Consider the following 24,436-nt stretch of genomic DNA (forward strand, 5'->3'; position numbering starts at 1 on the left):
CAGAAGGCGTACAACGGAAAGTTCAGTGAGCGATTGATTACACAGCCGACCACAATGCCTCCTAAACAGTTTGAACCAGTGGCGGGTGCCAGTTGCAGATCGTTTGAATTCGATCAAACCTTTAAACTTAAACGCAAATTACTGCGAGAGGTAGGCAACTGCACCCGATTCCTGATGATCCATCCCAGGGTTTCTTGCTGGATTCGTCAAAGTGCGGCTCTCGTAACGATCGCTGGAAAAACCATCTTCAATGCAAAGAAGATCAGAAATCACTCTCAAGGAGCATCAGATTTCAATGTACTTAAGCTCAAACACCAAGGTACTAAACCGAAGTTTTTTTGAGCAACACCCATAATAACCCCATAATTTTACAACCTACTTAAACACAAATTCAGTCCATTATCTATGCCCACACTTATCGGCTATCCTTTGCAGAAAGGGAAGTATACAATTGTTGAAACATTGGGACAAGGGGGCTTTGGCATCACTTACAAAGCAATCTTTCAGAATTTTGGACATACCGTAGTCATCAAAACATTGAACCCAGCCACGCAACTTGAGCCGAACTTTGGCTTGCTTCAGCAACAGTTTTATGAAGAAGCTCGTAGGCTTTCAATTTGCTCACATCCGAACATTGTTCGAATTCTCGACTTTTTTATCGAAATGGATCTTCCGTTCATCGTAATGGAATACATTGCCGGATTACCTTTGGACAAGGTTGTTGAACGTTATGGAGTTCTACCCGAAGCTACAGCAATTTATTACGCCAAACAAATTGGCGAAGCCTTGAAGGTAGTACACCAAAATGGATTGCTTCATCGGGATGTAAAACCTCAAAATATTATGCTGCGTCAAGGAACGCACCAAGTGATTTTAATTGATTTCGGAATTGCGCGAGAATTTACGCCTGGTGTAACCCAAACTCACACAAGTCTTGTAACTCCTGGGTATGCTCCGTTAGAACAATACATTCCAAGTCAATCTCGCACTGCTGCAACAGACATTTATGGATTATCAGCAACAAGTTACACCCAGCAATTCCAAATTCAAAAAACTAGGAGGAATCAGCCGATTGAGCAGGAGGGGAGTCGGAGATCATGAAATCGAGTAGATGCTGCCAGCTTTCAAACCAAAGGTACTTGGTCAATGCTAAAAGGTCTTGAAAAAAGCCCTTGCGGGTTCCGCGCTTGAGCCGCATCTGCTGATAGGAGTCATCGACGAGGTGCAAGACTGTGTGAAAGAGGAATGCCAGGAGGTTGAGCGTGAGAAGGGTGGCAGCGAGATGGTGCTGTCCATGTCCAAAGTTATGTTCGAGGTGATAGCCCTTGGTCTTGAGAACATTGTGATTTTCGTTTTCGGTCTTCCACCGACTTCTGCCTGCACTTGCTACTTTGGGCACAGTTTCGGGCGTGAGGGGATGATCAGTGACCCAAGCATTGGAGTAGAGGACTTTCCCATCCGATTCTCGCACTAACGTCAGTTCACACCAGTTGACGAGCAAAGCAGGTTGGGTGTCGCGCAGTGGAATCTGATTGACATAGCGGTAGCGATAAATCTCTTTCGTGCGTTTGTTCCATTGCGCTTGTTCCAGGGTCTTGACTTCGCCATTGGCATCGAGATAGTTCAGCCAGTCGTAGAGAGCAGCGTGAGACTCCGGCAAGCAAGTAAAAATGAAGCTGAGTTGATGTGCCAAACAGTGTTCGCACAGGGGTTGATGGCTGTAGAGGTCGTCTCCGAGCAGCGTTATCGCTTGAGGCTGCAACCGAGCCGCATGAGCGCTAATCCATCGTTTGGCGGCAGCCACTTCACAATCTTGCTTCTCGTGTCCATCTTGCGGTGTGACAAACTCTGGGACTAACGCAATCACCTGGGTCTGAGTCGGAGACACAATCACAGGCAAAATTGCCTGATGAAAGTAAGTGACGCTGCCATTCTTGTGGGTTCGACTCGAACAGCACTCACAGTGAATCTTCTGTGACTTGAAGTACTCTGTCCCATCCATTGCCACCAACAGATGTCCGTTCCATTGCTCATAGGCTTGGAGATATCCCCCACGCATCAAGGCAGCATAGACCCGGAAAAACACTGCAAACAATCCCGTTGCTGCCACTCCATCCAACAGATTGCGGATCTGCACTGAACTGGGAATCTCAGCAATCCCAAACAAACTTTGAGCGTTGTCCTTCCCCCGCCGACTTTGCATTTGCCGCTGATGGTCGAGAAACGACTCACATTGCATGAAGAACACCGAAAACGCCCCTAAGATGACATCGCTCAGCTTGTAGCGCGTCGCATTGCTTGACTGTCGCGGGTCGGCTATCTGTTGAACTGCTTCATAGAGGTAGTTCAGCATCACGGCAAAACTCAGGGGCAGGCTCTCCATGTTTCTGATCTCGCTGAGGAACCTCTATCCTCTCCCCACTTGTCCCCCCTGTCAAAATCTGAATTTGGAATTGCTGAGTTACACCTTACTTACTGGACATCTTCCGGTTCCTGCAGTAATGCGCGATCGCCAAAGACAGCCACAGCCGATAGAGTTACGACCGAGTATCAATCCCTCTGTAAACGAAGCAATTATGTGGGGAATGGCAGTCGAAGCAAAAGACCGTCCACAGAGCATTGACAGATGGCTAGAGTATTTACTCTCACCCTACAACAAAATTCAGAGGGATAAACACGCTAACTTACGGCTGCTTGAAGCGCAACAAAAACAACGCAAACCGACTCAACTTGCGACCATCGCGGCAAGCGATCTTCTTGATGAATCGAACAAGCACAACACTTTAATTCTAGCTATAGTTCTCACATTAATCGCTCTAGGAATTGGGGGTAGCTTTATGTTGGCACTGAGTCGAACAAAACACCAACCTCCGTCAAATCAACAGACTCCTTCCTTGGCAATTCCTGCACAAACAGAGTCAACAAAATCTAACATTACCTCTCCAGATTTTCCCCCTTCACCGCCCACGCAATCAGAGAAAGTAGTGCCCAAACCCCGTCCTAAAGAACTCAGTCGTCCCCGATTTGAAACGCCACCCGCCCCTGATAACGCTCCCACAAGCAAACCCAGTACAACAGAAAACCCTCCTCAGTTACCCTCCCCAACTCCACAGGCAAGTTCTTCACCCTCGGCTCAAGGAACCCCAACACCAACCTCAACACCATCAGCCGTGCCAAATCCTACGCCGACTCCTGGCTCCGTGGTTGTCCCTACAATCCCCGTTGAACCTGATATGCCTGAACATCCTGAGACAAAACCATTCAGCCAACGCACACCAACAGCAACCCCTCTAGCAACGCCTACTCCAACTCCGCCTAGCACAATCCCTACTTCGCCTAGTTCGATAACGCCACAGCCACCCATCAGCAAGAACGAACCACGTTAACTGATGTCCTGAACATTCTACTTGCGTAAAAAATCTGAATCCTTTAGCGTCCTTGAAATCCAAGGCTTCTGAAAGAAACCGGACATACTTTATGAAAACATTGGTGCCAAGTTTGCACTCCCCTAAGCCACCAGAGACTTAATAACTAGATCCAAACCCAGGTGAAACCTGCTTTTGCAACCTTAAAATACATTTAAGTATCCTTAACTGGATCTGCAACCTAGCGGTTTCACAAAGCGGAATTTTATTATGTAGAACGCAATAGAATTTCGAATAATAGGATTACGATTACCGCACCAGTGCGGTAACACTGAGAGCGTAAAGCAATGAAGTACCAAAATTAGAGCTGGACATAAGCAGAGATTAGAGTTTTGCTCAATTCTAATTTCTAAGTCCGGATTCATTTATAGAACTGAGAATCTCCCACCGACGCTTCTCTTAGTGGTGGGAGAGCTTCAAGAGTCAGTCGTTGAACTACCACAAAAATCCGTAACCCAAACTTCGGAATCGTAAAACGGTCCAGATTGCTGTAAATTAAATCCACCAAGCAGTAATCCTAACCACATCTCAATCCAGGGCATCTCTAACTGCTGCCAAAGGTCTTGTAAGGAAATTGCAGATTCAATCGGGTGATTTAGTAACCACTGATAAATTCTGGAAGACCACGCAGCAATATCTTCCTCTCCTGCCAAGCTTCGTACTAGGTTTGCTGCATTCTGCTCTTGCTCTATTTGCTCAACCATCTGCACAAGTGCGGTTGGTTCGACTTCTCCAGCGATCGAATCAGTCGGTGCCAACTTAACTTTGATCTGTCGTCGCCGACTGGTGCGCGGTTGTTCCATGAACGCCTCTAAATTCACCGTCATCGATTGGCGCACCCAAGCATCAACCAGTGCCATTTCAATCGTCGGAGCCTCTTGATAAACTCCAGAATGTGCAGCTTCCCATTCTGAGATCAACAGTGTGGATCGTAATCGAACGATTTCCGCCATCTGCTCGATCGCAGTGCCCGCGATCCTCAACTGTTGTGCCTGCGGTAACGGTGCAATCGCTCTCTCTAATAACGACCACAGCAACTCAAAGTTCACAAATCGAGGGGCTTCGGTTGCCTCTTCAAGTTCCTGCCAGAGTTCGAACGGTTCAAATGACATTTTTTGTTCCTATGGTCGTAAATCAGATTGAAACGGAGAATCCATTGGGCAGTCGCGAATATGACGGTGAATCTTGGCGGCAAACTTGTAGAACGGTCTGCCTTCATTGTAGGTTTTAGCAAACTGGTGAGTAAAGGCTTCAAGAATTTGTGGAAAGAGTGCCGTAACCTTGTCGCCCCGCATTCCTAAACAAACGATCGGCTCGATCTGAGCTTGCTTCTGTGTCCCTACCCATAGCTCTGCACTAATCGCATGAATCGGAGTGTCATCTCGAAATCGTTCTGGATGTTCGCTATAGATAATTAGGACAGCCGCTGAGATCGCGGGAACATCAATCGAAAAACGTATCAAGGCATCAGTTGAATCTTGCACCCGTCGCTGAACCACTCGCTTCGCATTGCGATCGCTTCTGTGCCGATAATGCGATCTGCGTTTTTTGCAGCGTTCTGCATCCCAACAGCCATCGCCTTCTGCTCCATGCAACTGTTGCGCTTCGTCTGCTGAAAGCGTAGCACAGGCTAGACATTTGCGGTTAATCGATCGCGCCATAAGCTCTTTATTGCTTAAAATCGTAAATCTTCAAAGAAGTTAGCCGTAACGTTACGTCGGATATGAAGAATGCGAGCAATCTGCAATGTCTCCTCAGTGATGCGGTAGAAAATGTAATGCTGTCCAACCTGGTAGCGGTAGAAACCTGGTCTGATATCATCTCGTTGTCTGCCTAATGTGGGCATCTCGACCAAGCGATCAAAAGTTGCTTCCAATAACTCAGCATACTTATCGAACTGATTGATTCCCCAACGCTCCAGCGTGAATGCCAGAATCTCTCGGTAATCCAGTTCTGCCTGCTCCGATAGTCGATACCCATTCATAGCTTATCCGTTTGCTTGGCCCTCGCGTTGCTGGGACTCCGCTAGGACTTCAGCTCTAATTTCAGCCAGGGACAGCCGAGAAAACTGACCTCGATCCAGTTGGTCAGCGCCAGTTGCAACCTCGCGTTGCAACCATTCCAGTATTTCTGGCGATTCCTGTTCTGGCTCGTTGAGTGAACTTCTCACCATCTGTGCCAAAGCTTCTTCAATCACACGGGCAGGGTCATTGTACCCTTGCTGCATGAGAATAGCTAGATACTGATCGGCAGTTGCAGTTAGAGGAACTTGTTGCATTAGACCGTCCTTAATCTCCAATTCAATTCTACTCATGATTGAGTCAATGGTGATAAGGCGGGTTGTGACCGATAGCGCCATCCTCACCCCCCAACTACAAGTTGAGCCAAATGCTTCAAAATCTTCAAGACCTCTGTAGAAATTCAGATGCTTTGAGATCTCAAACCATTTGATTCATTTCTAATATAAACCTGTAAAGTATAAACCTGTAAAGTCTTGCTGAGACAGGGTTGACCACCACCAGAACTTAGAGAGCTAAGGGTATCAATATGCAAATGGTTTGAGATCTCAGACCATTTCGACTTAATCACGCGAAACGCCGACAATATCATCAATACAGCGATTTTTCGAGAAAAAAGTTGGAAAAAACACAGTTCTAGAAATTAAGCAGTGTAAGAATTTGAAAATTCAGGGATCGAAATGGTTTGAGAATCTATGCAAGCCGTGAGGCAAAGAAAAGAAACCTCCGCTACCTTGGAGGGAAAATTCTAACTCGCAACGGAGGCTGCTATGCACATTCTCTCCATTGACCTAGGAAAATTCAAGTCAGTTGCTTGCGATTTCAATACCGAAACTAACGAGGCAGAATATGAAACCATCTCAACCCAGCGTTGGGCAATTCAGCAGCTATTAGAGCAGCGACGACCAGACCGGGTTGTGATTGAGATTTGTTCAATTAGTGGCTGGGTACATGATCTGTGTAAAAAATTGGGATATGCGATCGTGGTTGCTGACACCACTGGGGAGGCATGGAAATGGAAACACGTTAAACGCAAAACGGATAAAGATGATGCATTGAAACTGAGTCGTCTCAGCGTGCTTGGGCAACTTTCCCCCGTTCATGTGCCTGTTCCTGAGACGCGGCAGTATCGCAGCTTAGTCAAGTATCGCAAGACTCTGGTTGGACGAGTCAATCGCATTCAGAATCGGATTCGTGGCTTATTTGACCAGCAAGGTATCCTGATTCCAGGGGGCAGTAAAGCCTGGACAGTAGCAGGTATTGAAACGTTGAGTCAACATCGTAAAACTCTTTCAGAGTGTAGTTTAGCCGAATTATGGCAAGGAGAACTAGATTTAGAGCTAACCGCGCTCGATGCAGCGTGGGAACAACTCCAGCAAATTGACACCAAGCTGACCGAGCTTGCCCAATCAGCATCACAGGTTAAACTGCTCGAAACGATTCCAGGGGTGGGGCGTAAAACAGCCGAAGTGATTGTTGCGTGTTTAGATGACCCGAAACGATTCCGCAACGCACGGGAAATCTCAGCTTATGCTGGATTAGTCCCCAGCCAGCATCAATCGGGACAAACGAATCGCTTGGGTCGAATTACGCGGCGTGGGTCAAGGCTATTACGGACTGCATTAGTCGAAGCAGCCTGGACAATGTTGCGATACAACACCTGGGCAGTGCGGACGTATGAGCGCATCTGTGGCGGACAGAAGACGCGCAAGAAAACAGCAGTGATTGCGCTAGCACGCAAACTTTTAGTACGGTGTTGGGCAATGCTTCGAGATCAGCAACCGTGGGATGAGGAGCAACATACAACTTCAAGCGTCGAACAAGCTGCAATAACTTAAGTGAATGTAAGAAAATTAGGAGCAGAGATAACAATAAAATGGAAATGAGATGAGGATGAGTGCAATGAACTGAAGAGTCAGGCAAAGGTTTGAGAGCATGATCTTGGGATTGAGATGAATGAACAGCTACATTGAGTTTGAGAATAAGACATGCTCCTTTGCACAGATGCTTGAGACAATATTCAAGATACAAATAGACTGGATAAAGTATCGAAGATATTGACACCTCGGATAGTAGGTTAGACCAACCCTGATTATTGCTAGTTTAAGCATTCGAGAGTACAAGAACAAACGCTTCTTATCCGAAGTGATAGAGCTATTTTGTCAATTTGTGCAATAGCTTGGGCAAGAAAGTGCTGTACCCTACTCGACAGGCTCACGGCTTCATAGTAGATCTCAAACCATCTGAATTTCTACACCGCTCAACTGTATGACTTATTCTACAGCCTTGAATTGGACGCGATCCCGATATAGTACAAATGTACCTAAAGAACTTCACGTTTAACGTAGTCAGACTTTAGTAAGACCCAGATATTGGTCACATATCTTACACGATAGATCTGGTACAGTTGATCCGAAAGCTCTGATCGACCCATATTTTCTATATAAAATGTGATCACTTCTTTTCTGCGCTTCACAGCGACGACCGCAAATAAGATCGCAAAACATTACCAGCAGATGGAGATTAACGTGCATCAGAAAATGGCAAACCCATACTCCGTACTACGCTTATCGTTTGAAGACTCGTGTCCCGCTCCTTCAATTGATCAGATTGAGCAGGCTTTAACTCGATCGAACTTTGAACCGAAGCCAGCTCGCCACAATCGCGAATTCTTTTGGGATTTTTCTCAGTTTCGTTTAGGAAATAAAGAAGCAATTCTCTACTGCTCAACCTTCGGTGAAATAGCGCGATCGCAAGGTGCAGAACCGTACCGCCCCACGTTGGTCTGGTTTGCTGATGATGAAATCTTGATTGGCGCTGCGGCATTTGTTGATTATGCTCGACGCAATTGCATGGTAGAGACTTCAAATCGTAATTCTTCCAGCACAGAAGTAAACGCACTCATTAATCGGTCATACAGCCACGAAGAGGAATCAACAAGTTCCTGGCTTCAGTGCCGCAACTTTCTTCACAACACGGCTCAAGACTTAGCTCAAGACTTAACTAAGACATCATTTACTAAGTGGGTTGGCATTTGGGCTGGAAGTCTGCTTTGGGCTGGGGTGCTCTCAGGCATTGCTTGGCTGTTTTTTGTTCCAGCTTTAAACATACCGATGGATTCGATGACAAGACAGAATTTAGATCTTTTCAGATTAGCCCTGGTCATGACCGGGATTCCAACTACGATCGTAGTACTCACCGAAGCGTCGTTGGCTTCTCTCTCACTCAAGCTTATTCTTTATCGGCAAACTGGACAGGAACAAAAAGATAATTAGGATAAGAGTAGGAAGGTTTGTCCACCATTCTCCATCCGTCCCCGATTTGCACAGATTTTATTGAGCGGTACAGAAAAAAGAGGGGTTATGACAGTCCTCACTCCCACTGAGCATCGGTTCGATCGCACCCCCGATAAAGGATATCGTTGCTGCGTGTGCTTACGGGAATGGCGTAGTCGCTCAAAAACAAACTGCTGGGGATTACCCGATCTGGGAATGCTGAATAACGCTGAACAGAAAAAGCTCGACACGCGATCGAGCCTTGCCGCAAAAAATCTTCAACCGACGGGAAGTGCGATCGCATTCCAGAAATTTCCGGGCGGCATTCTGACGCTGTACTACAACAAAAATCAAGTCCGCGCGATTCATCATCTGCCAATTTTAGATCGATCGCAGCGCCACTCGACTGAACTGCGGTCTGAGCTTGATCTCAAACAGTTGAATCTTGCACCCTCTGATGAAGCACGTGCTGCGTATTGGAACGGGCGCGAGTGGGAATATCTCTACGACCAAAATGAAGCCCGCATCGACGATCTGACTCTGCCACCGATTTATCCGTGGGATCATCGCCCAGCCGGTTTACTCACCAAGCCTCAGCTAAAGCGCTATAACCTAAAGCCATCCGAAACCTCAATTGTGCATGGCGTAACGTGGAATCCATTCTCCGAGCAATGGAACCCTCTCTATCAAACCCATGACTGCGCGATCGCCGATGAGTCGCTCCCACCGTGCTACCACAAAGATAACGTCCCACCTGGACTGGTCACGCTTGGATGGATCAAGCTGCACGATCTGGCGCTGAAGCCCGGAGCGTCACCCGCCGCGTGCTATCGCAAATGGTGTAAGGAGCACTATTACAGTTTTTGGGACACAATCTTGCTCTATGACCAAAGTGAGTGCATTCCCAAATCGGGGTTATCTCATCACCAACAGTCTGAACCTCAGCCGACCGATGCCGTGATAGGGGGACAACTTGCACAACCACAGCCTGGAGATGTTGTTTTAGGAGGTCTTAATCTACATCAAACCAACCGCAGTTACGGTTTTAATGCAAATACATCTAACGACGCAAAGAAATAAAGTCTCGAAGGATACGATATTGCTTTACGATCGCATCCCTGAAATAGCCAAGAGAAAAACTCAAGGAGAACAAAAATGATCTGTGAACTTTACGAGGAGATTAAGACCATCCGAATCCAAACAACCTGTGATGTTTTCCTCTATAAATCTATGACCCCTGAGGTTTCAGTAAACATTCCCGGCGACACAAGTCACTATCGGGTAGAAAAAGAGGAGAACGATCTTTATATCGATGCTGAAGATACAACCGGCGTTGTGATTAACTTCAAAAGTACACACCAGTCTCAGGAAATGAATATAACGGGTGGTAGCTTTTCAGGCAGCATCCAAATGATTGATAGCGTTGCTTCTATTAACGGGAAACGCGTTGACACTGAAGAATACCGATCACAGCCTAAGAAAAACCGCATGAGTCTCTATGTTCCAGAAGGAACAAGAGTGGTGATCAAGCTGACTGGATCTGGAAAGCTTGATCCCGGTGATATCACAAAGTACCGCATACTTTAAAGTAATTGCTAGCATTCGCAAACCTCAACAGCAACTACGCCTGCTCAAAGCAGATTCTAACGAGCGACCACCCCAGGAGTTAATACAATGCAGCCAATGATGCAAACAAATACCTTGATCATGGTTCTCTCAGTTGCAGTCGGAGTCATCCTGGCTGAAATAACAGCAGCAAACGAGGCAAGACTCTGGCTAAGCTACGGAATCGCACTCAGTTTAGGAAGTCTACTGCTGCTTGTCTTAAGAAACCAGGTAACTGGAGTTCAGCGAATATCTTTGGTCGTGCTTGCTGGGGGTTTACTTACTGGAATTCTTTACAGCGTGGTCGTGAACCTAGCCGCTGCTTCAGTTCGAGTTTTGTGGACAATTCGTCCTGAAATGGTTGTCGTTTCACTCATCGCTTTGGTTGGAGTCACAGCAATCCTTTGCTTTAAACGGCTTAAATCACGGTGTAAGTAGACAGCTTATTGTCGAGATTAAGTCCCCGTGCAGCTACCGCTTGAATTAGAAATCGAGAAGCAGAAGCTAAATCAATCGCGATTCACCGGAATAATAGAATAGGTTTGAAAGCATGACAAATTCTCATCCTCAGATTCGGATTGTATCGACGTGCCCAGAAGTGCAGTTGGTCACACCCAGATCTGCACAAATTCCTAATCAGACAAGCAAATCCCACGCCCAAGTTCCAGATATCCGACTCGAGCGGGTCAAAGAATTCTTGCAGGCGAGTAATTTTGCCGCCAACACCCAGAAATCTTATCGCATTGAGTTAGAGCGATTCGTCAACTGGAGCAATAAAGCGTGGATCGATGTCACATCCAGAGACACGGCTCAGTTTAAGCAGTATTTGATTCAAGACTGTACGACTCGGCAGGGCAAGCCTTTGTCGCCCGCTGCGATTAATCAAGCCCTGACCGCACTCAAAAGCTTTTACCGCTGGTTTCAATTGGCTGGATACATGGATATCACTGCGGTTTTACCGACTGCTGCGGTGAAGTTTCAAAAGTTGAGCAAACCCCTGCCGCGTCACTTCAGTCAAGAACAGATGCAGGCAATTACTGACGCGATCGCGCAAGAGCTTTCCGGCAACGAAGAAGTCAATTGGCGCGATCGCGCATTATTAGCCGTGTTGACTCACGGGTTGAGAGCCGAAGACGTGGCGCAACTGAATGTGGGCAGTTATGACGGGATGCGGCTGCGATTTATCAGGAAAAAGGATGGCGAGGAAGCGATCGTTCCGATTCGACAAGCAGCGCGGGAACACATTCAAGCTTATTTGGAGCGTAGACGATCACAAGGAGAAATCCTAAACGATGACAGTCCAATGTTTTTGTCGTGCGATTTCCAGCATCGTGGCAACCGTTTGGGCTATCAAGGCATCTACTACTTTGCCAAGAACCGCTTAGGTGAGGCAACTGGGATTGAGAATCTTAACCCCCACCGCTTTCGGCACACGTATGCGTCAGAGCTAGTCGAGTTGGGCATTGATTCCCTGCTTGCACGAACCTTGACTGGACATCGGTCTGAGAAGGTGTTTGAGCGATACATTCAGGGTAAACGACTGGCAGCAGCGGAATCTGCGTTTTATCAGGCGATTCATGAGAAAGCACCTGATTGAAACCATCGGCATCCAGAAAACTAAACGTCTCCCATTTCGTCGCCTTCGGCTCATGCAAAGCGGGTCTGATCATACAAAACGTTAAAAAAGACCCAGTTCTAGAAGTTGAGCAGTGTAAGGCTTTGACAATTCAGGAATCTAATTAGAAATAGAGGTAAAGAGACTTGCCATTCGCTAAACCCGGTTTTCAAGCAGATTCTTAAACAAGCACGGCAAGAGACACAATCAAAATAAAGCAGACCTAACCATAATGTCTTTAAAGATGTAAGCGGCGCAATGTCGTCTATCGAGCTGCTAAAACCAAACTTTATCTGAAGTCGAACACCACGAGTAGAATATCCCTCTAACTTCAAATATTCATTGCAGATGACTCAACACGCTTGATTGAAAAACAGACATTCACCCCTCCAGGAGTGAAGAAATCGATAAAGCCAACATAAATTCAAATGGAGAATATACAAAATGTTAAAAGCGATAACTCAAACGCGCGTCTTGCAAACTGCGGAAAAATTAGAAACGCTAACAATTAAGTCAGGTAGAAAAAGAGGTGAAGTTGTCGCGGCACTGGCAGTTCGAGGACTCAACGGACTTGCCGGTATTGATAGCGAGTCCGACGATCGTAAACTTGAATTTGAGCTTGCTTATCACGAAGTGAAAGCAAATCCTGCTGCATTAAAGACATTACTTATTCAATGGCAACACCATTTGGAACGCTGGCGCAAGCGAAGCACTTGGCTCAATAGAATTCAATCTAATCATCAAATCAGTGGACTTGTGCCTACTTTGAGGCAATTGGGAACTCATGAAATTACCTACCTCTGGCAGCATCCGCTGTTAAATCTGATCGAGGACGATCTGCCGCACCTTAGAAGCCAGAAAGCGCTTGTTTTTAGAATGTGCCTGGATTATGCAATTTATCATAGCCTTCAGTTCTGGGTTCAGCGATCCTTTGAACACTACCAGGACTGGCAACCTATTGAAGTCTCTGAAATGAGAACAGCGCTTTCATTCTATGACTGGCTTGACTTCTGGGAGTCCATCTACTATTTCTCTCCTTCAAAAATGCAGCAAGAAGGGCAAGATCAGATCAGAGACACATCCGATCTATCCGACGATATTCAACATCATGAGGTCCACCTACATTTCGGAAACGGACTACAAATCGACTCAGCCCGCTCATCAATTTGGTTCTGTGCTGCCAACCACAAACCATGCCTCTAGAAAAGCAAAACGAGACGGCGTGCAGAAACACTACATTTCGCGTCAAAAACGAAAAAGTGTTTATTTTGCACTGCAGATCAACTCATTTACAAACAATCGAGAACCATAAATTGATTTACCGCACCGGTGCGATAATGATCAAAATGCGACTCAAACACACAGTTATTCATCAAGAAAAGACTTGTTTTTGCTCTTTACCTGCTCATATAGCTGTTCCATTGCTTCAATAAAAGAATTGGAATCAACCCAAAAAGAGGGAAAATCTCCTTGTTTTTTTACAGCAATGCCAGAAACTCTTCGAGCAACAACCCTTTTATCAGTGGGTAAAGGGGAAGATAGCTGCCAAAACGACTCAGCGGTCAACTCCCCTTTCCACTGAGATGGAGAAATCTTACAGACATTAGGGTAATAAGTATCCACAGCTTGAAGTCGCGAATTAAATTCGCAGTCTTGATGCGAATCTAGATGGCTGGGCGCAAGTCCTGTCAACAGCTGATAAACGACATCTTTCGCTAGTCCACGTAACTCAAAAAGAAGTAATCCGTTCTGCTCAATTCTGGCAATCAAATCACTATAGAGTGCAACTAGATGTTTACAAGGGCGCATCCGATCAGAACAGCTACAAAAGTGCTGAACAGTTGACAGTTGTGGGAGTAACACAAAACCCTGTTGCTGTAGAAAATGAACCAATTCTTCTGAAATTTGCTTAGACCCAATTTCGCAAAGAAAGTGTGGATGTTGCCGAATTAAGTCAAAAACTTGTCTCCCTAAATCATCGGACCATGTGGGAAAAAGAATTGTCATATCGTACTCATTCGGTGCGGCTTCAGCTTTTGCCCGCACTAAACCCAGTTCCACCGTCACAGAATTTAATCGCTCAGTCTCAGCATATTCAGATCCTTTCTGCAACTGTTCAAAATCAACCAGTCTAGAAACAGCAGATTTCAAGTAAGCCGAAATCCAGAAATTACTCATAACGATTAATCAAAAATACCTGTACCCCGTAATTGAATCAAATCTCCAAATGCGTGTGCATCCAGCGAAGTAAGCCAAGACTCTCCAGACTCAACAACTAGATCAGCAACCCGTTTCTTATCTTGAAGTAGACGCTCAATCCGCTCTTCGACAGTCCCCAACGTCACGAATTTATGAACAAAAACATTCCGCGTTTGTCCAATTCGGAAAGCACGATCTGTTGCCTGATTTTCCACAGCCGGATTCCACCATCGATCAAAATGAAAGACATGATTAGCGCGAGTTAAATTAATTCCTACCCCCCCTGCTCGAATTGAAAGAATAAAAACAGCCGGACCCGTTTGAGCCTCTTGAAACTCTGCAATCATTTGGTCACGCTGCTTGCGGGGAGTAGAACCATTAAGATAATAAACATTCCATTGGTAGTGATGCCGCATATAGGCAGCTAATGAGTTACCCGCTTCGGTAAACTGAGTAAAAATTAGACAGCTTTCCTGATCGGACAATACTTCTTCCGTCATCTGAAATAAGCGATCAACCTTACGCGATCGCTTTGGAGTAAACTCGCTTCCATCTTGCAAATAGTGAGCCGGATGATTACAAATTTGTTTTAGCAAGGTCAATGTTTGTAGCATTAAACCCTTACGCTGAATGCCTTCAGCACTAGCAATCGATTGCAGTTGCTTCTCTACAACGGCTTGATATAGTGCCGCCTGCTCTTGAGTCAAGTGACAATACATCAGCTGTTCGTTTTTTTCAGGCAGATCTTGGATAATTGCAGGGTCTGTTTTGACGCGTCTTAAGATAAATGGCTGAACAAGCCGCTTTAAGAGAGAGGCTTGTTCTCTGTCCTCGTTTTTTTGAATCGCTAACTCAAATCGCTTACGAAAATCTGTCTTTCTTCCTAGATATCCTGGGTTAAGAAAATGAAAAATTGACCAAAGATCCATTAAGCAGTTTTCAACTGGAGTACCCGTTAACGCTAGACGATGGGTTGAATTCAAATCAAAAATAGCCCTCGTGGTCGAAGACCCAGGATTTTTTATATTCTGCGCTTCATCGACGACAACCCGATGCCAATGAATATTGAGCAATAGCTTGTCCGACCGAACCAGACCAAATGTAGTTATTACTAAATCGTGCTGAGATACAATCTGAGCAAATTTTCGACTACTCGCAACTCGGCTGCCACCGTGGTGAATGTAGATTCGCAGCTGCGGCGAGAATCGCTGACATTCTCGTACCCAATTACCAATTACAGAAATCGGAGCAATAAGCAACGTAGCTCCCACTTGGAGACCTTGTTCACGCTCGTGCAGCAAGCGGCTAATCAGAGTTAACGACTTTCCAAGTCCCATTTCATCCGCGAGACAGCCATTCAGCCCGAGCGATTCTAAAAAAGCAATCCAGGACAATCCTCGCTGCTGATACGGTCTTAGACGACCGTTTTCCAGTCCTTTCGGATCAGGCAATAGCTTAATTCGATGCTCACTTTGCAAGCGCGACATTAACGACGAGATTTGGCTATCATAAGCAAGCTCTACCTCAGATGGAACCTGAGCTGTAACCTGAAGAAAGCCAATCAGATCAACTGTTTCTGTCTGTTTCGGTTGTTGTCGCCAAAAATCAAGAATTTGCTCCATATCTTGTGGATTTAGATAAACCCACTGCCCTCGAAACTGAATTAATTGTGACTTTAATGCCAAGAGTTCTACCCAGTCTGCCTCGCTCACCACTTCATCGCCGATTGCAAGGTCATAACGGTAGTCAATTAACGTCTGAGTTGAAAAATGCCCTAATTTACTCCCACTACTAGACTTCAACGCTTTTGATTTCGCTTTTAAGCGTAGCCGCGCTCGTCGTTGACCATCAGGAGAACACCAAGCGGGAATGATCACTCTGTAACCCGCTGCTTCTAAAACCCAGGACCAGTCGCTAATAAAATCATTTACGTCATCAAGCGTCAACACAATTCGAGTTGGATTCGACTCAGTCAGCGCCTGTTGCAGTTTAGGAAAAATCCGAGCAGCCTGTTCTAAATTCAATTTCACAGCTCGCTCAAAATCCGCTCCGAACTGCTGTCCTAGACGATGCCTTCGAGCAGAGTCTGCATGCCAATACTTCGTTAAAGCAAGACAATTCGACGGATCATCTCGGGGAACAACATAGAATTCTAGCGACCATAAGTGCTGATTGACCTGAGGTTCAGACAGATGAAAACACAGGTAGAAAGTTGATTTAGATTCTGCTTCAACAAGTTGATAATACCAATTAAGCCAATATAAATATCGCTGTCGATCGTCTGTAGTAGAGCCGACTCCGGCTAGCTCATAACACTCTAAAATCAGGGTATTTTTCACTTGAGCATATAGCGGGACAGACAGAGGTGTATTTATTACCAGATCGGTGAGAAAAACTTCTGAAAAATGAGACAAAAGGGTCTCAGGATCTAATAAGCAAAAACTAGAAGGTAGGTCTAAAAATCCAGCAGCAGCAACCGGAGGAATCCGGCTAGCCCAGACGTTAAGCTGCTGCATATATTCGGACGAGGCGATTTTCCATCCCGGATAAATTGCAAATTCATGGTCATCACGGCTCAAGTCTCCGTTAACCAGACGATACTTCAAAGCAGGAACATATTCATCTCGCTGTACAACTCGAACAAACCAGCGAATGTAAGCCATCCAAAACAAAAGATCCTGTCCTAAGATCACATCTGGAAAGGAAGAGACTGAATTCGATAAATCTTGCAGAATTTTCCCAATCAATCGAACCCCCAGTTCATCATGATCTTGCCGTGAGTTAGAAATCGAGCAGCAGTCTATCGCTCGATAATGCCAGCATAGCGGCGATTCATTATGAGAAGGTTGATTTAATTTGCGTCGATGACGGGATGAATCATTCGAATCAGGCAAGAGGAAATAACACGAATGCATCCAGTCCGCCGAGGACGCTGGCGAAATCCACTGGGGCAACCAATTTAGCAGACACGTATGCAAAGACGCTCTTTCCAGCGAGCTAAACTCTTGTAAATCATCTGTCGACTCCACCCAGATATAAAAGCCACCATCATTATCAAATTGCCCGATAATTGGAATCCAAGTTCCATGAACAGTCAACATTGATTAATCCAAACTAATAAAAGAACTTTATCAGCGCATTCTTGTTTTTCAAGCCTGCTCAACATTTGATTATTCAAGCATTTCCGAGATTACTGCACCAGTGCGGTAATCTATTGCCTAGAGCAAGTTCTCAATCATGCCTAAGTGGCCCCAATAACCTCTAGTTTAAGAAAATTTAGGGACAAGCATGGTGTTTTGTTGAAAAGATAGATTACTATTTGAGTCATTGTCACATTCAAGAAAATTGTAACTCCGCAATTCTCCCAAAGTAGCCGCGTCAAAGCAGAACGATCACAGTCTACCGCACTGGTGCGGTAAAGCGGAAAAGATTGTAAATCTAGTGCTGCCAAAAACTGAAGTATTTATACAGGAAAGAGTATGCAGATCAAGCTAACAGTCGAGAGCAATGCAGGCGGCTCTGGAAAAACAACGCTAACCGTTCACCTTGCTTATCTTCTCGGAGCAAGAGGATTCAGAGTCGTCGTGATTGAACTTGATCCTAATGGCTCTATTGCTTTATTTACTGGGCTTCCGAGACTAAAAAGCAACCAGTCTGAGACATCGATCGCCTGTATCTTTGAAAAAACGTTTGACGGCAGTTATCCACTCACGCCAGTTTGGACAAGCAGCCTAAAAGACCGCGTCCAAATCATTCGCGGCGGAGCACCTTTACATAACACTGTTCGCTTGCTGCATCAACACGACCGTCCTTATGAGGTACTCAAACATAGACTAGAGGATTTTCCAATCGAGGCAGATGTCATTTTAATCGACACCCCAGCATCGATTGAGCCAATGGGATTAGTTGGACTAGCTGCTTCTACACATCTGCTAGTCGCAGTTAAAGCAGAATCAAAAGATTCATGGTCATCTTCAGATCTACTGAGCTGGTACTACGACAAAATTGAAAGCCTACGGTTAAAACCTAAACCGGAGATTCTAGGTTTTGTGCCATCTCGGGTCAACCTGCAAAAGTTTGCTGAACATCGAAGAACGCTTGGGTTAACCGAGGACGGGCAGCCGAATCCTAAAATCAATCTAAAAGAAACCCTGCCTTTTCAGCTTGAACGCATGGGAATTACTTGCTTTCCATTCATTCGAGAATCGGGATACTTTCTTAGTGCCTGTAGCGCGGGTGTGCCGGTACAAATTTATCGTCCTGGTGACGAAGTTGCCAGATCATTTGATCCAATCGCGGATAAAATTATCAAAATCTTGAAAAATAGGAAGTGAGGAAATGGGGAAATTTTCAAGAGTAAGTACGTCTGAACTGTTTGCAGATGCAGGACAAAATCAGGAAATTTTCAATCTAAAGCAACAAATAGAGTCACTACAAGCCGAAATTATTCAACTTAGAGCGCAGGATTCTGCCGAAACCAAAGCCCTACTCGAAGAGAAAATTCAATTTCTAACGCAGGAGTTGACAAACAGTGAAGGAATTTCGGAAATTGAATTTCATCGCATCACTCGCAATCCACTACAGCCACGAATCATATTTCCGCAAGCCGAGCTAGTGGCTTTTAGCAATGTTTTAAAGGCTCAAGGACAGCTTGATCCAGTCATTCTGATTCGGTTGACTGAGACAATGCGCGAGAACTTGATGCAATACGCCAAAGAAGGCTTGTTTGATCCAGACCAACCTCATTTCTCAATCGATCGAGAATTCATGCTCTTTGACGGAGAACGACGCTGGCGATCGGGCGAATCTGTAATGGAGCGATTGAAAGCAGTAATTATGCCGCCGCAGGAATTTATTAACCTGTTAGAAATTCAGTCGCAAGCGGCTTCGACGACTATCCATCAAAAGAAGCTGCACGATTTAGAAATGGCACGATTCCTTTTGTCCCAGGTAAAATTCCGATTCAAAGCATTGACTCAAAACTTGAGTGATCCGCTTGATATCGAAATCCCCCGCGCACTCAACAGTGCTATCTATCGGCTCAAGCAAACTCAAAGAATTGATGAATTAGCCGAAATGGTGGTTGAAACTCAAACGGTTCAAGAACGATGGCTATCAGAAGTTGAAATAGAAGATCTAGGACGGGCAATTCTTTCGATCATTCTGAGTTTTCAGCTACATCCGGGGAACATCTCGCGCAACGTGTTTTCGCTGCTAAAGTTGCCTGAAGATCTAAAACAGGCAGCCTGGAACGAAGGGCTTGACCCAAAAAAACTGCGAATCTTGGCGAAATTAAAAGGATCTTCGCTCTCGGTAACAGAAGAAGAGGCAGCTCAAATTCGCCTTGAAACAACAGAAAAAACAATCCGCGAGAAATGGTCATCCTCAACGCTAGACCAATATGTCCAGAAACTAATCGAACAATACAATCCCAGCGAAAATGATTCACCCAGATTACCAAAAGAATTTATCGCTCTGGAGGCAAGCGACTTAAGCACCCTTGAACCAGATGAATTAAAGTTGTGCCAGCAGGTTCTACAGCGAAAGTTAAAGCAGATTAAAGCTTTGCTGAGTCAGCAACCAATCCATGAAGCCGAATCGATCGTTTAATCAATTTTTTTATGAACAACATTCTTCGATCGGCTGCCTTTGGCAAACTGCTAAAGCAGATTATTCTCGGTCTTGTATGGGTTATCACGCTGGGAGCCAGTTTTGCCGCAATTGTATGCGTGCTTTATGGACACATCGTTTACACGATCGCCTGCGTTGGAACAGCAGTCTCATTTTGCCCAATCACAGCCGCACCTGCCTGGTGGCGAATTCTTGTGGGATTAATCTGTTTGGTTCTCCTTTCATGATCCGGCTGAGGCTGTACAACGGGCTGACTCAAGACTTGATCAATTATCCTGTGTTGTCGTTTCCTCTAAAGATCGATTTGAATCGGGCGGATTAGCAGCATCTACGTGAAGTACTGGGTCGGGTTGCACCGTTGCTAATCTTTCAGACAAAGTGCCAAACGCCTGCGTTAGTGTTTCTACTTGTTCACATAGGTGCTGGAACTCTTGGCGAGAGACAAAGACCGAGGATTCAAAAGATTCTTGTGGATCAGTGAGAATTGGCGTTTTTAAGTACATCTCAATCGCTTTAGCAACTAAAGCTTTCTCTGAAATCCGCTCAAGCCGAGCACGCTCTTTGTAGGCTTGAACTAGATCATCATCAAACCGAAAATTAGGCATCTCTGAGTCCTTGACACAATGATAGTGACGAGAGGTCACACTTAGCTTACAGCAATAGTGAAGACTTGTACCGTTTTTATGCAGCACAAGCGTCCTTGTGTCGCAAATTATTTGAACTAGATGAATGAACACAGTTTGCAGGTCGATTGTGGTAGTTCATTCGATGAGACAGTTTGTGCTGCGAGTGTCGCAAACTCTGAAAAGTTTGTCTAAATCCATTAGATTTCAGCCTTTCTAGCCGCATTCATGCAGCTTAGGCGCGATAAAACTTTAAATATTGCGCGAAGCATTGCATGCGAACCGACACGACACGAAAATCTGAAATATTAATTTTTTAAAATTTGCAGCACACGGTAGATCGTGTCGCAAAAATCGTGTTACGGTATTTTATATGCAGCGATACAAGCTACTCTGTGTCGCTACTTAGCCAAACAAGGTTAAGCTCGCTCGTCCAAATCAACCAACCCTCTCACTAAAATGCATTCTTCATCCCTAATTTCTGAGAAAGAATTAGCTAGAGACCCCCCAGAATTCCTAGATACATCGTTCAAGAATGTGGATAAGTACTGAAATCGCGTCGTTCAAAAATGTAGCAGTACAACAATTTCACTTTCGCTTATCCCAGTTCGAGAAACTCTGGCTGACAGTTTTAGGGGCAGCTAGGGTGCTACCGCCCCCAGGGGAAATCTACTGAATTGAAACAAATGCAGATCAAACAACTTGAGTTGGAACCTTCGATCGTTCCAGCGTCACCCCTCATCGGCATTCCCCCTTTAGTAAAAACGCTGCTAGATCAAGGGGCAGCGCTCGCACTAAACCTGAGTGGCGGCGTAGACTCGCAAGCACTCGTTTACGAACTCGCAACGCTGTATCGCCAAAACAAATGGAACGGTCCCATTCTGGCAATTCATTGCGACATGGGACAAACTGAATGGCCTCAAACCAAAGCAATCTGTGAGCAAATTGCCAAAAAGTCTGGCATCGAATTAATAATCGTCGAAGCTGACTTACTGAATGCTTGGCAACAGCGCATGGATAAACTCATGCTGGAAGGAAACACCAAACCTTTCTGGAGTGATGCCAAAAACCGCTACTGCACCAGTCTTAAAGTCGGGGCACTTCACCAATATCTGAGAAAGTTCAAGTGCTTAGTCAGCGCCATCGGATTACGCGCTGAAGAAAGCGATAACCGGGCGGGCAAAGCGCAAACCTCGCTTTGCAAGATTAGCACGAGTCGAATTTTACAAGTAGTTGGCTACAAAACGATTCGGGTTAAAAACAAAGAGCGCTTGCGAACAGTCAAGGAACCGTATAGAAATGTTCTTGCCGAAGAAGCATACGACCGCTGGGTACAACAAGGAATGATCGGTCGATTTGCGATCGACTGGCTTCCGCTCCACGCCGTTAAGAAAAATACGATTTGGCAAATTTGCGGACACAGCTTCGAAGAACTGCAAGAACGCCGTGCTCTTCACAACGCAGGCTTTCGTACAGAAGCTTTGACCGGGTGGAATTGCCACCCCGCCTATGTCTGGGGAGCGGATCGATTATCCTGTGCGCTTTGCGTTCTCGGTAATTGGGCAACTCTCAAAACCGGAGCCATCCACAACACAGAATTATTTCAAACGCTAAGGGAAATGGAGATCCGCTCTGGAAAAACGTTCCAAAACGGTCGTTCTCTCAAACAATTCGAAGGATTTATCCCTCCGATTCAGCTTTAGATAGCAATCCTAGTCCTCAATCCACCTCTATTTGCCATGTTTTTAGCCCCTACTCCTACCACAGATGCTTTGACTGATCTTCCAGAGCTAACCTTATCGCTCATTTTCGAAGCATTCACAAACTTTTGGGTCGCAATCGCAGTAACCAAATTTTATGGCGGTATTCCAATCGCTGGATACGTCGTTGATTCCAGTCGGGATCGCCGATTCCTAGAAGATACTCATCCCAGTCTTCATACGGTGTTCTGCACCCAGCCGATCCCTACCAGAACCAAACGAATCGAACACCTGAAGAAAAAAGACAAGGTGACGCATTTAGTGTTCCAACCGATTTCCTCTCAACCAATGAGTTTGGTTACGGAGTGAAACAATGACAAGTCAGTTCGAGGTGGTGCCAAATTTCCAAAACACACCCTTCAAAAAAGGGGATTGCGTTTACCTCTGGTATGACTCTACTCCGTTCAGCGGTCTCGCAGAGATCATCGGTCTCTGGCTAGTGAAAGAAATACGACCCAATACAAATTCTCAGCCCAGCCTTATTTTGACACCAGTTTCTGAAACGCGTGCTGCTGATCAATTTGGCATTCGCTTTGAGCCTGTCATCAAATTTCCCTACCGGACGGTCTTCAAGCACGAAGAGTATATTGCGATTCATCAAGAGCAAGCACAGCAATCAAACAACATGAGTTTTTTCGCAGCTGTTCTCAAAGCGCAAACTCAAGCACTGCAATTTTGCGACGACATCTTTCTCAACCTCAGTAATCCAGACTTACCCCTGAATTCGATCGAAAGGACAGAACTGCGAAACTCAATCTTCCAAACCCTGGTACAGCAACTTACACGCCACTATCAATCTTCTTAAAGAGGACATTGGACATGGTTAAGGTCATCTACAACTTGGTCACGACCGCATTTCAAGACGTTACTTACTGTTTTGAAGTCGCGATAATTCTATTAGTCGCGTGGTGCTTTGCCACCATGATTCTCCATTGGATTGATCCCGCATGGACAACACGACAAAATAATTCGTTAAGCCAACAAAAAGAGCACCCACAGCCTCAACCGCTGCTGGATCCACTCGTTAAAGTTGTAGAACACCTTCCCTCACCGCAAGAAAACACCTCAACTGCGACATTCGCGATCTGCGATACTCCTTCAGTCGCTAATGAAGTTACCTCCCCTCATTCAGGAACACCTTTCCCTACACCCTTGCCCAATAGTGTAGTCGAGCCAGAAATCACGCCCGATGTGGTCGCACCAGAAATCACACCCGATGTAGTCAAGGCAAATAACGACACTGTTACAGAAGACCAAAGAGAAGTCACGTCAACATCATCGAATTCTCGGCGTTGCCCAACAGAAGAATACCCGATATCAGACGATGCTGTTCAGCGCTATTTCAAGGAAATTAGCAGATATCCATTACTTGAACAAGAAGAAGAAATTCGTCTGGCTCACCAAGTGCAAAACTTCTTGAGGCTTCAAAAACACATTGATGAAGAAAAAAAACAAGGACGTTTAATCAAGCTATCCCACGAAGAGCAAAAGCAAATTAATGTAGGCAAGAAAGCAAAAGACAGATTGACAAAATCGAATCTTCGTCTTGTTGTCTCCGTCGCACGGAAGTATCTCAATAATGGTCTTCCTCTGCTAGACTTAATTCAAGAAGGAAATTTGGGACTACTCCGCGCAATCGAGAAGTTCGATCCAACAAAAGGTTATCGCTTTTCAACCTATAGCTATTGGTGGATTCGCCAAGGAATCACTAACGCCTTGTGCAACCAAAGCCGAACCATCCGAATTCCACAGCATATGCAGGAAAAAATTCGGAAAGTGAAAAGCTATATTACTGAATTCAAGCAAGAGTTTCAGCATTCTCCCAGCGAAGCAGAGATTGCAGATGGACTCAACATGAAGCTTGAGCTTGTCAAAAAAATTCTTGAAAGTGACACTCAGGTTTATTCGCTCAATCAGCTCGTCTGTCCTCAATCAGATAAAGCTGAGTTAACAGAACTCGGTAGCTTAATTGAAGGACCCTCTATAGACCCAGCAGTCGCGATCGATCAGGAACTGAACATTGAGCTTGCCCGCAAGTGGCTAGAAACGCTCAAAGATGAACCGTTAAGCCAGTCGCTGGTTTACGAACGAATGCATAACACAAGCTGGAACGAAATGGCTGAACGCCACGGTATCACGACGCAAGAAGTAAAACGATTATTAGGCAACTCTATGCGAAAGCTAAAAACCTTTGCCAGTCGAGAAACAGAACGAGTTGCCTTTTACTAACTTCTAGTCCACTAACTGTTTTGTCATGATTCAAGCAGCGAACTTGACAAGTTCAA

24 protein-coding genes are annotated in these 24,436 nt (G+C 45.3%); 16 read left to right on the plus strand and 8 right to left on the minus strand.

What is annotated here, in order from left to right; genetic code table 11:
• The first annotated feature begins 405 nt into the window (after nt 1-405).
• On the plus strand, nt 406-1,101 hold the full coding sequence (locus ACQ4M5_RS00455) for a serine/threonine protein kinase (protein WP_430673632.1): 696 nt from the start codon (nt 406-408) through the stop codon (nt 1,099-1,101).
• Here the strand turns inward: ACQ4M5_RS00455 and ACQ4M5_RS00460 are convergent.
• Nucleotides 1,055-2,383 (minus strand): ISNCY family transposase, encoded by a 1,329-nt coding sequence (locus tag ACQ4M5_RS00460; RefSeq protein ID WP_430673633.1) that lies wholly within the window; start codon nt 2,381-2,383, stop codon nt 1,055-1,057. The genes ACQ4M5_RS00455 and ACQ4M5_RS00460 overlap by 47 nt on opposite strands.
• Between ACQ4M5_RS00460 and ACQ4M5_RS00465 the strand changes: the two genes are divergently transcribed.
• Nucleotides 2,382-3,386, plus strand: coding sequence for a hypothetical protein (locus ACQ4M5_RS00465; protein WP_430673634.1), 1,005 nt, complete (start codon nt 2,382-2,384; stop codon nt 3,384-3,386). The genes ACQ4M5_RS00460 and ACQ4M5_RS00465 overlap by 2 nt on opposite strands.
• A gap of 455 nt (nt 3,387-3,841) precedes the next feature.
• Here ACQ4M5_RS00465 and ACQ4M5_RS00470 read toward each other — a convergent pair whose 3' ends face one another.
• The 4 genes from ACQ4M5_RS00470 to ACQ4M5_RS00485 are packed head-to-tail and all read right to left on the minus strand — an operon-like array spanning nt 3,842 to nt 5,739.
• Nucleotides 3,842-4,537: a hypothetical protein gene (locus ACQ4M5_RS00470; protein WP_430673635.1), complete on the minus strand. Its 696-nt coding sequence runs from the start codon at nt 4,535-4,537 to the stop codon at nt 3,842-3,844.
• A gap of 9 nt (nt 4,538-4,546) precedes the next feature.
• Nucleotides 4,547-5,086 (minus strand): hypothetical protein, encoded by a 540-nt coding sequence (locus ACQ4M5_RS00475; RefSeq protein WP_430673636.1) that lies wholly within the window; start codon nt 5,084-5,086, stop codon nt 4,547-4,549.
• A 14-nt stretch (nt 5,087-5,100) separates the two neighbouring features.
• Nucleotides 5,101-5,409, minus strand: coding sequence for a type II toxin-antitoxin system RelE/ParE family toxin (locus ACQ4M5_RS00480; protein WP_430673637.1), 309 nt, complete (start codon nt 5,407-5,409; stop codon nt 5,101-5,103).
• A gap of 3 nt (nt 5,410-5,412) precedes the next feature.
• Nucleotides 5,413-5,739 (minus strand): hypothetical protein, encoded by a 327-nt coding sequence (locus ACQ4M5_RS00485; RefSeq protein ID WP_430673638.1) that lies wholly within the window; start codon nt 5,737-5,739, stop codon nt 5,413-5,415.
• Nucleotides 5,740-6,213: 474 nt separating this feature from the next.
• On the opposite strand from ACQ4M5_RS00485, the gene ACQ4M5_RS00490 reads away from it, so the two are divergent.
• The 7 genes from ACQ4M5_RS00490 to ACQ4M5_RS00520 all read left to right on the plus strand — a co-directional run bounded on the left by ACQ4M5_RS00490 (nt 6,214) and on the right by ACQ4M5_RS00520 (nt 13,141).
• Nucleotides 6,214-7,281, plus strand: a complete 1,068-nt coding sequence (locus ACQ4M5_RS00490; protein ID WP_430673639.1) for an IS110 family transposase — start codon at nt 6,214-6,216, stop codon at nt 7,279-7,281.
• Nucleotides 7,282-7,893: 612 nt separating this feature from the next.
• Nucleotides 7,894-8,718, plus strand: coding sequence for a hypothetical protein (locus ACQ4M5_RS00495; RefSeq protein WP_430673640.1), 825 nt, complete (start codon nt 7,894-7,896; stop codon nt 8,716-8,718).
• An 87-nt stretch (nt 8,719-8,805) separates the two neighbouring features.
• A complete protein-coding gene (locus ACQ4M5_RS00500; protein ID WP_430673641.1) occupies nt 8,806-9,798 on the plus strand; it encodes a hypothetical protein in 993 nt (330 codons plus the stop codon).
• Nucleotides 9,799-9,948: 150 nt separating this feature from the next.
• Entirely contained in the window at nt 9,949-10,305 is a 357-nt protein-coding gene (locus tag ACQ4M5_RS00505; protein WP_430673642.1) for a hypothetical protein, read from the plus strand.
• 87 nt (nt 10,306-10,392) lie between these two features.
• Entirely contained in the window at nt 10,393-10,761 is a 369-nt protein-coding gene (locus tag ACQ4M5_RS00510) for a hypothetical protein (protein WP_430673643.1), read from the plus strand.
• Nucleotides 10,762-10,873: 112 nt separating this feature from the next.
• Entirely contained in the window at nt 10,874-11,920 is a 1,047-nt protein-coding gene (locus ACQ4M5_RS00515) for a tyrosine-type recombinase/integrase (protein ID WP_430673644.1), read from the plus strand.
• A 462-nt stretch (nt 11,921-12,382) separates the two neighbouring features.
• Entirely contained in the window at nt 12,383-13,141 is a 759-nt protein-coding gene (locus ACQ4M5_RS00520) for a hypothetical protein (protein ID WP_430673645.1), read from the plus strand.
• A 162-nt stretch (nt 13,142-13,303) separates the two neighbouring features.
• Here ACQ4M5_RS00520 and ACQ4M5_RS00525 read toward each other — a convergent pair whose 3' ends face one another.
• Together ACQ4M5_RS00525 and ACQ4M5_RS00530 are read right to left on the minus strand one after the other, a co-directional pair.
• Entirely contained in the window at nt 13,304-13,999 is a 696-nt protein-coding gene (locus ACQ4M5_RS00525; protein WP_430673646.1) for an SWIM zinc finger family protein, read from the minus strand.
• Nucleotides 14,000-14,121: 122 nt separating this feature from the next.
• Entirely contained in the window at nt 14,122-17,031 is a 2,910-nt protein-coding gene (locus tag ACQ4M5_RS00530; RefSeq protein WP_430673647.1) for a DEAD/DEAH box helicase, read from the minus strand.
• Between the two features lie 585 nt (nt 17,032-17,616).
• Between ACQ4M5_RS00530 and ACQ4M5_RS00535 the strand changes: the two genes are divergently transcribed.
• From ACQ4M5_RS00535 to ACQ4M5_RS00545, 3 genes are read left to right on the plus strand one after another with little or no spacing between them, the layout of a single operon-like run.
• Nucleotides 17,617-18,471: a ParA family protein gene (locus tag ACQ4M5_RS00535; protein ID WP_430673648.1), complete on the plus strand. Its 855-nt coding sequence runs from the start codon at nt 17,617-17,619 to the stop codon at nt 18,469-18,471.
• A 4-nt stretch (nt 18,472-18,475) separates the two neighbouring features.
• Complete coding sequence (locus ACQ4M5_RS00540; protein WP_430673649.1) at nt 18,476-19,747, plus strand: hypothetical protein; 1,272 nt, start codon at nt 18,476-18,478, stop codon at nt 19,745-19,747.
• A gap of 11 nt (nt 19,748-19,758) precedes the next feature.
• A complete protein-coding gene (locus ACQ4M5_RS00545; RefSeq protein ID WP_430673650.1) occupies nt 19,759-19,995 on the plus strand; it encodes a hypothetical protein in 237 nt (78 codons plus the stop codon).
• Nucleotides 19,996-20,034: 39 nt separating this feature from the next.
• Here ACQ4M5_RS00545 and ACQ4M5_RS00550 read toward each other — a convergent pair whose 3' ends face one another.
• A complete protein-coding gene (locus ACQ4M5_RS00550) occupies nt 20,035-20,373 on the minus strand; it encodes a hypothetical protein (protein ID WP_430673651.1) in 339 nt (112 codons plus the stop codon).
• Nucleotides 20,374-21,077: 704 nt separating this feature from the next.
• Between ACQ4M5_RS00550 and ACQ4M5_RS00555 the strand changes: the two genes are divergently transcribed.
• The 4 genes from ACQ4M5_RS00555 to ACQ4M5_RS00570 are packed head-to-tail and all read left to right on the plus strand — an operon-like array spanning nt 21,078 to nt 24,380.
• Nucleotides 21,078-22,094, plus strand: coding sequence for a phosphoadenosine phosphosulfate reductase family protein (locus ACQ4M5_RS00555; RefSeq protein ID WP_430673652.1), 1,017 nt, complete (start codon nt 21,078-21,080; stop codon nt 22,092-22,094).
• Nucleotides 22,095-22,130: 36 nt separating this feature from the next.
• Complete coding sequence (locus ACQ4M5_RS00560) at nt 22,131-22,460, plus strand: hypothetical protein (RefSeq protein ID WP_430673653.1); 330 nt, start codon at nt 22,131-22,133, stop codon at nt 22,458-22,460.
• A gap of 4 nt (nt 22,461-22,464) precedes the next feature.
• Complete coding sequence (locus ACQ4M5_RS00565) at nt 22,465-22,956, plus strand: hypothetical protein (RefSeq protein ID WP_430673654.1); 492 nt, start codon at nt 22,465-22,467, stop codon at nt 22,954-22,956.
• Nucleotides 22,957-22,970: 14 nt separating this feature from the next.
• Complete coding sequence (locus ACQ4M5_RS00570) at nt 22,971-24,380, plus strand: sigma-70 family RNA polymerase sigma factor (RefSeq protein WP_430673655.1); 1,410 nt, start codon at nt 22,971-22,973, stop codon at nt 24,378-24,380.
• Nucleotides 24,381-24,436 lie beyond the last annotated feature (56 nt).

It is taken from the genome of Leptolyngbya sp. AN10 (assembly GCF_050565645.1).
Lineage (GTDB): Bacteria > Cyanobacteriota > Cyanobacteriia > Leptolyngbyales > Leptolyngbyaceae > Leptolyngbya.